The organism is Pseudomonas sp. NPDC089428 (assembly GCF_044749325.1).
GTDB lineage: Bacteria > Pseudomonadota > Gammaproteobacteria > Pseudomonadales > Pseudomonadaceae > Aquipseudomonas.
Genome location: NZ_JBIVHT010000005.1, coordinates 176,833 through 189,249 on the forward strand (window position 1 = coordinate 176,833; position 12,417 = coordinate 189,249).

Here is a 12,417-nt window from a genome sequence, read left to right on the forward strand (position 1 = left end):
CACAAAAACAATTTAAGGACGTGACATGCAGCAAGCTCAAGGTCTCAAGCGCGGGCTAACGGCCCGCCACATCCGCTTCATGGCCCTTGGTTCCGCCATCGGTACCGGCCTCTTCTACGGCTCCGCCTCGGCCATCCAGATGGCCGGCCCGGCCGTGCTGCTGGCGTACCTGATCGGCGGCGCCGCCGTATTCATGGTCATGCGCGCCCTCGGCGAAATGGCCGTGCACAACCCGGTGGCCGGTTCCTTCGGCCACTATGCCACCACCTACCTCGGCCCCATGGCCGGCTTCATCCTCGGCTGGACCTACGCCTTCGAGATGGTCATCGTCGCCATCGCCGACATCACCGCCTTCGGTATCTACATGGGCTTCTGGTTCCCCGAAGTGGCCCGCTGGATCTGGGTGCTGGGCATCGTCTTCGTGATCGGCGGCCTCAACCTGTGCAACGTCAAGGTCTTCGGCGAAATGGAATTCTGGCTGTCGCTGCTCAAGGTGGGCGCCATCGTCGCGATGATCCTGGCCGGCCTCGGCATCATGGCCTTCGGCTTCAGCCAGGTGAGTGGCGAACATGCCGTGGGCATCAGCAACCTGATCGCGCATGGCGGCTTCATGCCCAATGGCATCGGTGGCCTGATCGCGTCCTTCGCCGTGGTGATGTTCGCCTTCGGTGGCATCGAGATCATCGGCGTCACCGCCGGTGAAGCCAAGGACCCGCAGCGCGTCATCCCCAAGGCGATCAACGCCGTGCCGCTGCGCATCCTGCTGTTCTACGTGCTGACCCTGTTCGTGCTGATGTGCCTGTACCCATGGCCGCAGATCGGCAGCGAAGGCAGCCCGTTCGTACAGATATTCAGCCACCTGGGCATCGGCTCGGCTGCTGCCGTGCTGAACATCGTGGTGATCTCGGCCGCGATATCGGCAATCAACAGCGACATCTTCGGCGCCGGGCGCATGATGTACGGCCTGGCCCAGCAAGGTCACGCGCCGCGCAGCTTTGGCCAGCTGTCGAAGCACGGCGTGCCATGGATGACCGTGGTGGTGATGGGCGCGGCGCTGCTGGTCGGCGTGCTGCTCAACTACCTGATCCCGGAAAACGTGTTCCTGCTGATCGCCTCCATCGCCACCTTTGCCACCGTGTGGGTATGGCTGATGATCCTGGTCACCCAGGTGGCCATGCGCCGTAGCATGAGCCGTGAAGAAGTGGCTCAGCTGAAGTTCCCGGTACCGTTCTGGCCATACGGCCCGGCCATGGCCATTGCCTTCATGGTGTTCATTTTCGGTGTGCTCGGTTACTTCCCGGATACCCAGGCGGCCTTGCTGGTCGGCGTGGTCTGGGTGGTGTTCCTGGTGGCGTCCTACCTGCTGTGGTGCAAGCCGCGCGCAGGCAAGCACGCCCCGATCGAGCTGCACCGCTAGTCAAGGAGATTGCACATGAGAACCCTCTGGCAGCACTGCCACGCGGCAACCCTGGCCGAGGGCCGTTACTCGATCATCGAGGATGCGGCCATCGTCAGCAGCGCCGGGCTGATCGAGTGGATCGGCCCCCGCGCCGAGCTGCAGCCGTTCGAGGTTGACCGCACGGTGGACCTGGGCGGTGCCTGGGTCACCCCGGGGCTGATCGATTGCCACACCCATGCGGTGTTCGGTGGTAACCGCAGCGGCGAGTTCGAGCAACGCCTGCAAGGCGTCAGCTATGCCGAGATCGCCGCCCAGGGCGGTGGTATCGCCAGCACCGTGCGGGCCACCCGCGCGGCCAGCGAGGATGAGCTGTTCGCCAGTGCTCGCCAGCGGGTCCAGGCGTTGATGCGCGATGGCGTGACGACTATCGAGGTCAAGTCCGGCTACGGCCTGGACCTGGCCAACGAACGCAAGATGCTGCGCGTGGCGCGGCGCCTGGCCGACGAGCTGCCATTGGCGGTGCGCGCCACCTGCCTGGCCGCCCATGCCTTGCCGCCGGAATACGCCGGCAGGGCCGACGACTACATCGCGCACATCTGCGACGAGATGCTGCCAGCATTGGCCGCTGAAGGCCTGGTGGATGCGGTCGACGCCTTCTGCGAACACCTGGCGTTCTCCCCGGCGCAAGTCGAACGGGTGTTCATCAAGGCACAAGAACTGGGCCTGCCGGTGAAGCTGCATGCCGAGCAGCTGTCTTCGCTGCACGGCTCCAGCCTGGCGGCGCGCTACCAGGCGCTGTCGGCCGATCACCTGGAGTTCATGACCGAGGAAGACGCAATCGCCATGGCCGCCGCCGGTACGGTCGCCGTGCTGCTGCCGGGCGCCTTCTACTTCCTGCGCGAAACCCAGCTGCCGCCGATGGAGGCCCTGCGTCGCCACGGCGTGAAGATTGCCCTGGCCAGCGACCTCAACCCAGGCACCTCGCCTGGGCTGTCGCTGCGCCTGATGCTGAACATGGGCTGCACGCTGTTCCGCATGACGCCGGAAGAAGCCCTGGCCGGTGTCACGCTGCATGCGGCCACGGCACTCGGCCTGGGTGACAGCCACGGCTCGCTGGAGGTTGGCAAGGTCGCCGATTTCGTCGCCTGGCAGATCGCCCGCCCCGCCGACCTGGCCTACTGGCTGGGCGGTGACCTGCCCAAGCGCGTGGTGCGCAAGGGTCACGAAATTTCCAACTGAGCGAGGCACGATGGACAAGGTATTGAGTTTTCACCAAGGCCGCCTGCCGCTGCTGATCAGCATGCCCCATGCCGGCCTCAAGCTGACCCCGGCCGTGGACATGGGCCTGGTCGAGCAGGCGCGCAGCCTGCCCGACACCGATTGGCACATCCCGCGCCTTTATGACTTCGCCCGCGAGCTGGGTGCCAGCGTGGTGGCAGCGGAGTATTCGCGCTTCGTCATCGACCTGAACCGCCCGGACGACGACAAGCCGCTGTACGCAGGCGCCACTACCGGGTTGTATCCGGCGACGCTGTTCGAGGGGGAGCCGTTGTTCAAGGAAGGCAAGGCGCCCAGTCCTGAGCAGCGGGCTGTGTACCTGGAGCAGATCTGGCGGCCGTACCACGACACGATTCGTCGCGAGCTGGCGCGGATGCGTGAGGCGTTCGGTTATGCGTTGCTGTGGGATGCGCACTCGATCCGGTCGGTGATACCGCATCTGTTTGACGGCAAGTTGCCGGATTTCAACCTGGGGACCTTCAATGGCGCCAGTTGCGATCCGCTATTGGCTGAGCGGCTGCAGGGCGTTTGCGCCGAGTTCCCGGCCTACACCCATGTGCTCAATGGCCGCTTCAAGGGCGGACACATCACTCGCCACTATGGTGAACCGGCCAATCACATCCATGCCGTACAGCTGGAGTTGGGGCAGTGCACCTATATGAATGAGGTGGAGCCGTTCGGCTATCGTGAAGATCTGGCACAGCCGACGCAGGTGGTGCTCAAGCGCCTGCTGGAGACTGTGCTGGCGTGGGGTGAGGAGCGGTACCAAGGTGGTTCGCGAGGGTAGGGCGTTTGACCGTGTCAGGGCTGGCGTGTGTTCGCCCTGACACAATCTCAAACCATGCCCTCCCAGTCATCACGCCCCACCAGTGCCTGCCATCGCCAGCAAGCCCAAAAACCCGACGATTCACACGGACACATGCTCTTCGCGCAATTCAGGTTTATGATGGCCCACGGCCGAACCAAACCTCACACGGAGTGCGCAATGCAGACCCTCTACCCGCAGATCAAACCCTACGCCAGGCACGATCTGGCCGTGGAAGCGCCGCATGTGCTGTATGTCGATGAAAGCGGCTCGCCGGAAGGTCTGCCTGTGGTGTTCATCCACGGTGGCCCGGGCGCGGGCTGTGATGCCCAGAGCCGTTGCTATTTCGACCCCAACCTGTACCGCATCATCACTTTTGACCAGCGTGGCTGTGGCCGTTCCACGCCGCACGCGAGCCTGGAGAACAACACCACCTGGCACCTGGTCGAGGACCTGGAGCGCATTCGCAAGCATCTCGGTATCGACAAATGGGTGCTGTTCGGCGGCTCCTGGGGCTCGACCCTGGCCCTGGCTTATGCCCAGACCCACCCCGAGCGCGTGCACGGCCTGATCCTGCGCGGCATCTTCCTGTGCCGCCCACAGGAAATCGAGTGGTTCTACCAGGCAGGCGCCAGCCGCATGTTCCCGGACTACTGGCAGGACTACATCGCGCCGATCCCGCCGGAAGAGCGGGGTGACCTGGTCAAGGCCTTCCACAAGCGCCTGACCGGCAACGACCAGATTGCCCAGATGCATGCGGCCAAGGCCTGGTCCACCTGGGAAGGCCGCACTGCCACGCTGCGCCCGAATCCGCTGGTGGTCGACCGTTTTTCCGAGCCGCAGCGGGCGCTGTCGATCGCCCGCATCGAATGCCATTACTTCATGAACAACGCGTTCCTGGAGCCAGACCAGCTGATTCGCGACATGCCGAAGATCGCTCACCTGCCGGCGGTGATCGTGCATGGCCGCTACGACGTGATCTGCCCGTTGGACAACGCCTGGGCGCTGCACCAGGCCTGGCCGAACAGCGAGCTGAAGGTCATTCGCGACGCCGGCCATGCCGCCTCCGAGCCCGGCATCACTGATGCCCTGGTGCGTGCGGCCGACCAGATGGCCCGCCGTCTGCTCGACCTGCCGCTGGAAGAAGCATGAGGGGCTTGTTGCAGCGCGTGCGTGGCGCACGCGTGGAAGTGGCTGGGGAGATTGTCGGGGCCATCGACCAGGGGTTGCTGGTGTTGGTGGCCGTCGAACCTGAAGATACCCGCGAACATGCCGACAAGCTGTTGCACAAGTTGTTGAATTACCGGGTGTTCAGCGACGATCAGGGCAAGATGAACCTGTCGCTGAAGGATGTGGGTGGCGGCTTGCTGCTGGTGTCCCAGTTCACCCTGGCGGCCGATACCCGCAGCGGGATGCGCCCGAGCTTCTCGACGGCTGCGCCGCCGGCGCTCGGGGCGCAATTGTTCGACTATCTTTTGAACAAGGCTAGGGGCCAGCATGGCGATGTGGCGAGCGGGCGCTTCGGTGCAGACATGCAGGTGCACCTCGTCAATGATGGCCCTGTGACATTCTTGTTACAAATATGAGGTCGAAAAACCCTTTGTTTATAGGAAAACAAGGGGTTTTGTACGATAAATAGTTGGTCCAGCCTGATGCGTTGTAACGCATCCTGCTGGATAATCGCGCGCTGCGTGAGCCTGCGTTCGCAGGTTCGTTTCACTCTGACTCGAGCATTGTCTGGACCTGTTTGGGGAATCATTACGCCCTCATGGGGTCCGAACAGTGCTCGCCAACCCGGCATTTGTCGCTGGCCGTTGGTTTCATGATCTGTTTTCGGCGAGGGTTGCTCGTGATTGTTAGTCCCCAAAAAGCATCTAGAATCCCCGGCACCGGGCTGCGCAAGGCCCTGATGGCCAGTGTGGCACTGGTCGGCCTGATGAGCGCGGGCCAGCTGTGGGCATTCAATCTTGACGATGTTGCAGCCAAGGCAAAGGATCTGGCCGGCCAGAAATACGAAGCACCAAAAAGCAATCTGCCGGCAGTATTCCGCGACATGAAGTTCGCGGACTATCAGAAAATTCATTTCCTGCAGGAAAAGGCCGAGTGGGCCAAGGACAAGACCCCGTTCAAGCTGTCCTTCTACCACCAGGGCATGCACTTCGACACTCCGGTGAAGATCAACGAGATCACGGCCACCAATGTCGAGGAAATCAAGTACGACCCGAGCCGCTTCGAGTTCGGTGACGTGCCGCACGACCCGGACACCGTCAAGAACCTCGGCTACGCCGGGTTCCGCGTGCTCTACCCGATCAACAAGGCCGACAAGCAGGACGAGATCATGACCCTGCTCGGGGCCAGCTATTTCCGCGTGGTCGGCAAGGGCCATGTGTACGGCCTGTCGGCCCGTGGCCTGGCAATCGACACCGCGTTGCCGTCGGGCGAAGAGTTCCCGCGCTTCACCGAGTTCTGGGTCGAGAAGCCCAAGCCGGCCGACAAGCACCTGGTGATCTATGCCCTGCTGGATTCGCCACGCTCCACAGGCGCCTACAAGCTGATCCTGCGCCCGGGCAGCGACACCGTGGTCGACGTGCAGTCGCGGGTGTTCCTGCGTGACCAGGTCAGCCGCCTGGGTATCGCCCCGCTGACCAGCATGTTCCTGTTCGGCCCCAACCAGCCGTCCAAGGTGCTGAACTATCGCCCGGCCCTGCATGACTCCGAAGGCCTGTCGATCCACGCCGGTAACGGCGAGTGGCTGTGGCGCCCGCTGAACAACCCGAAACACCTGGCCGTGAGCAACTTCAGTGTCGAGAACCCGCGTGGTTTCGGCCTGATGCAGCGTCAGCGCGCCTTCAGCGACTTCGAAGACCTCGACGACAACTACCAGAAGCGCCCGAGCGCCTGGATCGAGCCGAAAGGTGACTGGGGCAAGGGTACCGTCGACCTGGTGGAAATCCCGACCGCCGACGAAACCAACGACAACATCGTTGCCTTCTGGAGCCCGGAGAAGCTGCCTGAGCCAGGCAAGCCGTTCGAATACGCCTACCGCCTGCACTGGACCATCGACGAGCAGCAGTTCCAGGCTCCTGACCTGGGCTGGGTCAAGCAGACCCTGCGTTCCACTGGCGACGTCAAACAGTCCAACCTGATCCGCCAGCCAGACGGCAGCGTCGCCTTCCTGGTCGACTTCGCCGGCCCGGCACTTGCCGCCCTGCCGGAAGACACTCCGGTGCGCAGCCAGGTCAGCGTTGGCGACAACGCCGAAGTGGTCGAGAACAACCTGCGCTATAACCCTGAGACCAAGGGCTGGCGCCTGACCCTGCGTCTGAAGGTCAAGGAAGCCAACAAGGCCACTGAAATGCGCGCTGCACTGGTGCGTGACGTGCCGGTAGAGGCAGCCAAGCCTGCCGCTGAAACCAAGCAGGAAAAGGCTGCGGCCAAGCACGCCAAGCATGAGAAGACCGCCAAGGCGGAACCAGCCAAGGCCGAACAACCTGCCGCCGATGCGGCGCCCACCAACGGGGCCCCGGCCACCACTGAAAAAGTGCTGACCGAGACCTGGAGCTATCAGTTGCCTGCCGATGAGTAACTCAAGCGCAAGGCCAGAATCGCTTGGCGAATACCTGGCCCACCTCCCTCTGAGCGATGAGCAGCGCGCGGAACTCGCCAGCTGCACCTCGTTCAGTGAGCTGCACCAACGCCTGGCGGCCAACCCGGCCGCCAACTCCACCGAGGCCGTGCAGGCCTCGGTCGGCCCGCGCCTGACCGTGGGCAGCGCCGCCGAGCTGGAAGATGCCGAGATGCTCGGTGTCGACGGCAGCGGCCGCCTGTGTCTGAAGATCGCACCGCCGATCAAGCGCACCAAGGTCGTGCCCGAGCCATGGCGCACCAACGTGCTGATCCGCCTGTGGCGGCGCATGACGGGGCGCACCAACGCCCCGCAGCCACCCAAGCGTGAGCTGCCCGCGGCGCGCTGGCGCACGGTCGGCTCGATCCGCCGCTACATCCTGCTCGCCCTCATGATCGGCCAGACCATCGTCGCCGGCTTCTACATGAAGGGCATCCTGCCGTACCAGGGCTGGTCGTTCGTCGACCTCGACGAAGTGATCAAGCAGCCGCTGTGGGATACCGTGGTGCAGGTCTGGCCGTATGCCTTGCAGACGTCCATCCTGGTGCTGTTCGGCATCCTGTTCTGTTGGGTTTCGGCGGGTTTCTGGACCGCCCTGATGGGCTTCCTCGAACTGCTCACCGGGCGTGACAAGTACAAGATTTCGGGCAGCAGCGCAGGCAATGAGCCGATTGCACCCGAGGCGCGTACCGCGCTGGTCATGCCGATCTGCAACGAAGACGTGCCGCGCGTGTTCGCAGGCTTGCGGGCGACCTTCGAGTCGGTGGCGGCCAGCGGCAACCTCGATCGCTTCGACTTCTTCGTACTCAGCGACACCAACGACACCGACATCGCCGTGGCCGAGCAACAGGCCTGGCTGGACGTGTGCCGCGAGACCAAGGGCTTCGGCCGCATCTTCTACCGCCGCCGCCGCCGCCGCGTGAAGCGCAAGAGCGGCAACCTCGACGACTTCTGCCGTCGTTGGGGCGGCGAGTACAAGTACATGGTCGTGCTCGACGCCGACAGCGTCATGAGTGGCGAGTGCCTGAGCAGCCTGGTGCGCCTGATGGAGGCCAACCCGGACGCCGGCATCATCCAGACCGGGCCGAAAGCCTCGGGCATGGACACCCTGTATGCGCGCATGCAGCAGTTCGCCACCCGCGTGTACGGCCCGCTGTTCACCGCCGGCCTGCACTTCTGGCAGCTGGGCGAGTCGCATTACTGGGGCCACAACGCGATCATCCGCATGAAGCCGTTCATCGAGCACTGCGCCCTGGCGCCGTTGCCGGGCAAGGGCGCGTTCGCCGGGGCCATTCTCTCCCACGACTTCGTCGAAGCCGCGCTGATGCGCCGCGCCGGCTGGGGCGTGTGGATTGCCTATGACCTGCCGGGCAGTTACGAAGAATTGCCACCGAACCTGCTCGACGAGCTCAAGCGCGACCGGCGCTGGTGCCATGGCAACCTGATGAACTTCCGCCTGTTCCTGGTCAAGGGCATGCACCCGGTGCACCGTGCGGTGTTCCTCACCGGCGTGATGTCGTACCTGTCGGCGCCGCTGTGGTTCCTGTTCCTGGTGCTGTCGACCGCACTGCTGGCGACCAACACGCTGATGGAGCCGCAGTACTTCATCGAGCCGTACCAGCTCTACCCGCTGTGGCCGCAGTGGCACCCGGAGAAGGCCGTGGCGCTGTTCTCCACCACCATCGTGCTGCTGTTCCTGCCCAAGCTGCTCAGTGTCATCCTGATCTGGGCCAAGGGTGCCGTCGAGTTCGGCGGGCGCATCAAGGTTACCCTGTCGATGCTGATGGAGATGCTGTTCTCCATGCTGCTGGCGCCGGTGCGGATGATCTTCCACACCCGCTTCGTGCTGGCTGCATTCCTCGGCTGGGCGGCAACCTGGAACTCGCCGCAGCGTGACGACGACTCTACCCCGTGGAGCGAAGCGGTGCGCCGCCATGGTCCACAGACCCTGCTGGGCTTCGCCTGGGCCGGGCTGGTGGCATGGCTGAACCCGGCGTTCCTGTGGTGGTTGGCGCCAATTGTCGGCTCGCTGGTGCTGTCGATCCCGGTATCGGTGATCTCCAGCCGCACGCGCCTGGGCCTGGCGGCCAAGGACGAGAAGCTGTTCCTCATCCCTGAGGAATACGCGACGCCGCAAGAGCTGTTGGCGACCGACCAGTACACCCACGAGAACCGCTGGCATGCCCTGCACGACGGCTTCGTGCGTGCGGTGGTCGACCCACGGCAGAATGCCCTGGCCTGCGCCATGGCCACTGCCCGTCACGGCCAGGCTGCGCCGATCGAGGCGCTGCGTGCAGAGCGCGTGGCCAAGGCGATCGAAGTCGGGCCGAAAGGGCTGGACCTCAACACCCGCCTGGCCTTGCTCAGCGACCCGGTGGCCTTGAGCCGCCTGCACGAGCAGGTCTGGGCCGAGCACAATGCGGCGTGGATCGATGTGTGGCGTGCCTCGATCAAGAACGACCCGCATTCGCCGCTGTTGCCATTGCATCCGGAGAATGAAGGCCAGCCGGCACTCGTCGGCGCCTGATAGTGGCCAATCGCGGATAAATCCGCTCCTACGAGGGTTACGTCTGTAGGAGCGGATTTATCCGCGATGCTTTTTTGGCCAACAAAGTCCCCACCGGCTCTAGGTCCCAGGGCCGCCATGCGTTAGCATCCCTCTCCGATAATCCGCATCGGCCGGTACGGCTGTGCCAAGACAATAAGATTCGCTTCTTTATTTGCTAGGGGACTTGGTGATGATCAAGAAATACCTTTCGCGGCTGCTGGTCGGTGTCACCGCCCTGGTCGCCGTAACGGCGGCCCAGGCCGGCGCCATCGATGATGCGGTCAAGCGCGGCACCCTGCGGGTGGGCATGGACCCAACCTACATGCCGTTCCAGATGACCAACAAGCGCGGCGAGATCATCGGCTTCGAAGTCGATATCCTCAAAGCCATGGCCAAATCCATGGGCGTCAAGTTCGAGGCAGTTTCCACCGCCTACGACGGCATCATCCCGGCCCTGCTGACCGACAAGTTCGACATGATCGGCAGCGGCATGACCCTGACCCAGGAACGCAACCTGCGCCTGAACTTCAGCGAACCTTTCATCGTGGTTGGCCAGACTCTGCTGATCCGCAAGGAGCTGGCTGGCGAGATCAAGTCGTACAAGGACCTGAACAACGAGAAGTACCGCCTTACCTCCAAGCTCGGTACCACCGGCGAGATGGTTTCCAAGAAGCTGATCGGCAAAGCCAAGTACCACGGCTACGACAACGAGCAGGAAGCGGTGATGGACGTGGTCAACGGCAAGGCTGACGCCTTCGTCTACGACGCGCCGTACAACGTGGTGGCGGTCGAGAAGGCCGGCGCTGGCAAGCTGCTGTTCCTCGAAGAACCCTTCACCTACGAGCCGCTGGCCTTCGGCCTGAAGAAAGGCGACTACGACAGCATCAACTTCATCAACAACTTCCTGCACCAGATCAAGCATGACGGGACCTACGATCGTATTCACGACAAGTGGTTCAAGAACAAGGACTGGCTGAAGGAAATGGAATAAGGCCCAGGCCACAAGCCCGGCTTTTGACCCCGACGCGCAGGCAAACCCTGCGCGTTCGCATTTACGGAAGTACCCCACGTGATCAAACACAAGAAAGCCCAGTGGCCCTGGCACGGGTTGACCGCCCTGGTCCTGGTGGGCCTGGCGTTCAGCCTGTACATGGCCACCTCGATGATTTCCTACGAGTGGCGCTGGAACCGCGTACCGCAGTACTTCGCCTACAAGGCCGAGGAAGTTCAGCGCGCCGCCGGTTACGGTACCGTGCAGGAAATCGTCGTTTCCGGTGACACCGCGCGTGTCACGCTCAAGGACGAGAACGGCGAAGAGCAAGTGCTCGACGTGGCCAAGGACAGCCTGCAACTGAGCCGTGGCGACGATGTTGCCGAAGGTGACCAGATTGGTGTGACCCGTCACTGGGCAGCTGGACCGCTGGCCTGGGGCCTGTGGACCACCCTGTGGATCTCGGTGGTGTCCGGTGCGCTGGGCCTGGTGATCGGTCTGTTCGCTGGCCTGTGCCGGTTGTCGAACAACCCCACCCTGCGCGACCTGTCGACCGTTTATGTCGAGCTGGTGCGCGGTACGCCGCTGCTGGTGCAGATCTTCATCTTCTACTTCTTCATTGGCACCGTGCTCAACCTGTCCCGCGAGTTTGCCGGTGTGGCTGCGCTGGCACTGTTCACTGGCGCCTATGTTGCGGAAATCGTCCGAGCCGGCGTGCAATCCATCGCCAAGGGGCAGAACGAGGCTGCGCGCTCGTTGGGCCTGAATGCTGGCCAGTCGATGCGCCACGTGATCCTGCCGCAGGCGTTCAAACGCGTGCTGCCACCGTTGGCCGGGCAGTTCATCAGCCTGGTCAAGGACACCTCGCTGGTGTCGGTGATCGCTATTACCGAATTGACCAAGAGCGGCCGCGAGGCCATCACCACGTCGTTCTCGACCTTCGAGATCTGGTTCTGCGTGGCAGGCCTGTACCTGCTGATCAACCTGCCGCTGTCGCACATCGCCAGCCGGCTCGAGCGGAGGCTTGCACAAAGTGATTGAAGTCCGTGATCTGCTGAAAGTCTTCGACACCCGTGGCCATGTGGTACGGGCTGTGGATAACGTCACCACGCAAGTCGCCAAGGGCGAAGTGGTGGTAATGCTTGGCCCGTCGGGTTCGGGCAAGTCGACCTTCCTGCGCTGCCTCAATGGCCTGGAGCATTTCGACGAAGGCCATGTGGCCATCGACGGCCTGCAACTGGCTGACCCAAAGACCGACATCAACGCCTACCGCCGCGAAGTCGGCATGGTGTTCCAGCATTTCAACCTGTTCCCGCACATGACGGTGCTGGAGAACCTGTGCCTGGCGCAGAAAGTGGTGCGCAAGCGCAACAAGGCCGAGCGTGAAGCCAAGGCCCGGGCGTTGCTGGAAAAGGTGGGTATTTCGCAGAAGGCCAACGAATATCCATCGCGCCTCTCGGGCGGCCAGCAACAGCGGGTGGCAATCGCCCGCGCCCTGGCCATGGACCCGAAGGTGATGCTGTTCGACGAGCCGACCTCGGCGCTCGACCCGGAAATGGTCGGCGAGGTACTGGACGTGATGAAGACCCTGGCCCAGGAAGGCATGACCATGGTCTGCGTCACCCATGAAATGGGCTTTGCCCGCGAAGTGGCGGATCGTGTGCTGTTCTTCGATCACGGCAAGCTGCTTGAAGACTCGGCACCGGCCGCGTTCTTCGCCGCGCCCAAGGATCCTAGGGCACAGGCCTTCCTGCGCCAGGTGCTGTAACCG

General features: G+C 63.4%; 10 protein-coding genes. All 10 read left to right on the top strand.

The annotated features are described in order from the left end of the window. The first annotated feature begins 25 nt into the window (after positions 1-25). The 10 genes from ACIPZ5_RS11960 (at position 26) to ACIPZ5_RS12005 (ending at position 12,414) form a co-directional block, all read left to right on the top strand. Complete coding sequence (locus ACIPZ5_RS11960; protein ID WP_343597699.1) at positions 26-1,417, top strand: amino acid permease; 1,392 nt, start codon at positions 26-28, stop codon at positions 1,415-1,417. 15 nt (positions 1,418-1,432) lie between these two features. Then, positions 1,433-2,638, top strand: a complete 1,206-nt coding sequence (gene hutI / locus ACIPZ5_RS11965; protein WP_343597701.1) for an imidazolonepropionase — start codon at positions 1,433-1,435, stop codon at positions 2,636-2,638. Positions 2,639-2,648: 10 nt separating this feature from the next. Then, complete coding sequence (gene hutG / locus ACIPZ5_RS11970) at positions 2,649-3,464, top strand: N-formylglutamate deformylase (RefSeq protein WP_343597703.1); 816 nt, start codon at positions 2,649-2,651, stop codon at positions 3,462-3,464. Positions 3,465-3,662: 198 nt separating this feature from the next. Beyond that, positions 3,663-4,634 carry a prolyl aminopeptidase gene (gene pip, locus ACIPZ5_RS11975; protein WP_060509781.1) on the top strand — a complete coding sequence of 324 codons (972 nt, stop codon included), beginning with the start codon at positions 3,663-3,665 and terminating at the stop codon, positions 4,632-4,634. Beyond that, positions 4,631-5,068: a D-aminoacyl-tRNA deacylase gene (gene dtd / locus ACIPZ5_RS11980; RefSeq protein ID WP_343597706.1), complete on the top strand. Its 438-nt coding sequence runs from the start codon at positions 4,631-4,633 to the stop codon at positions 5,066-5,068. The genes pip and dtd overlap by 4 nt, the downstream gene beginning before the upstream one ends. A 263-nt stretch (positions 5,069-5,331) precedes the next feature. Then, the gene (locus ACIPZ5_RS11985) at positions 5,332-7,068 is read left to right on the top strand and encodes a glucan biosynthesis protein (protein WP_343597708.1); all 1,737 of its coding nucleotides are present in this window, start codon (positions 5,332-5,334) and stop codon (positions 7,066-7,068) included. Further along, positions 7,061-9,634: a glucans biosynthesis glucosyltransferase MdoH gene (gene mdoH, locus ACIPZ5_RS11990; protein ID WP_400808804.1), complete on the top strand. Its 2,574-nt coding sequence runs from the start codon at positions 7,061-7,063 to the stop codon at positions 9,632-9,634. The genes ACIPZ5_RS11985 and mdoH overlap by 8 nt, the downstream gene beginning before the upstream one ends. Positions 9,635-9,848: 214 nt before the next feature. Then, the gene (locus tag ACIPZ5_RS11995) at positions 9,849-10,646 is read left to right on the top strand and encodes a transporter substrate-binding domain-containing protein (RefSeq protein WP_025752328.1); all 798 of its coding nucleotides are present in this window, start codon (positions 9,849-9,851) and stop codon (positions 10,644-10,646) included. Positions 10,647-10,724: 78 nt separating this feature from the next. After that, on the top strand, positions 10,725-11,687 hold the full coding sequence (locus tag ACIPZ5_RS12000; RefSeq protein WP_343597712.1) for an amino acid ABC transporter permease: 963 nt from the start codon (positions 10,725-10,727) through the stop codon (positions 11,685-11,687). Next, on the top strand, positions 11,680-12,414 hold the full coding sequence (locus ACIPZ5_RS12005) for an amino acid ABC transporter ATP-binding protein (protein ID WP_400809048.1): 735 nt from the start codon (positions 11,680-11,682) through the stop codon (positions 12,412-12,414). Before ACIPZ5_RS12000 ends, ACIPZ5_RS12005 begins: the two co-directional genes overlap by 8 nt. Positions 12,415-12,417: the final 3 nt, after the last annotated feature.

Coding starts and splice junctions, on each gene's coding strand:
- hutI (WP_343597701.1), top strand. CDS start 1,433: ATGAGAACCCTCTGGCAGCACTGCCACGCGGCAACCCTGGCCGAGGGC.
- mdoH (WP_400808804.1), top strand. CDS start 7,061: ATGAGTAACTCAAGCGCAAGGCCAGAATCGCTTGGCGAATACCTGGCC.
- hutG (WP_343597703.1), top strand. CDS start 2,649: ATGGACAAGGTATTGAGTTTTCACCAAGGCCGCCTGCCGCTGCTGATC.
- ACIPZ5_RS11960 (WP_343597699.1), top strand. CDS start 26: ATGCAGCAAGCTCAAGGTCTCAAGCGCGGGCTAACGGCCCGCCACATC.
- pip (WP_060509781.1), top strand. CDS start 3,663: ATGCAGACCCTCTACCCGCAGATCAAACCCTACGCCAGGCACGATCTG.
- dtd (WP_343597706.1), top strand. CDS start 4,631: ATGAGGGGCTTGTTGCAGCGCGTGCGTGGCGCACGCGTGGAAGTGGCT.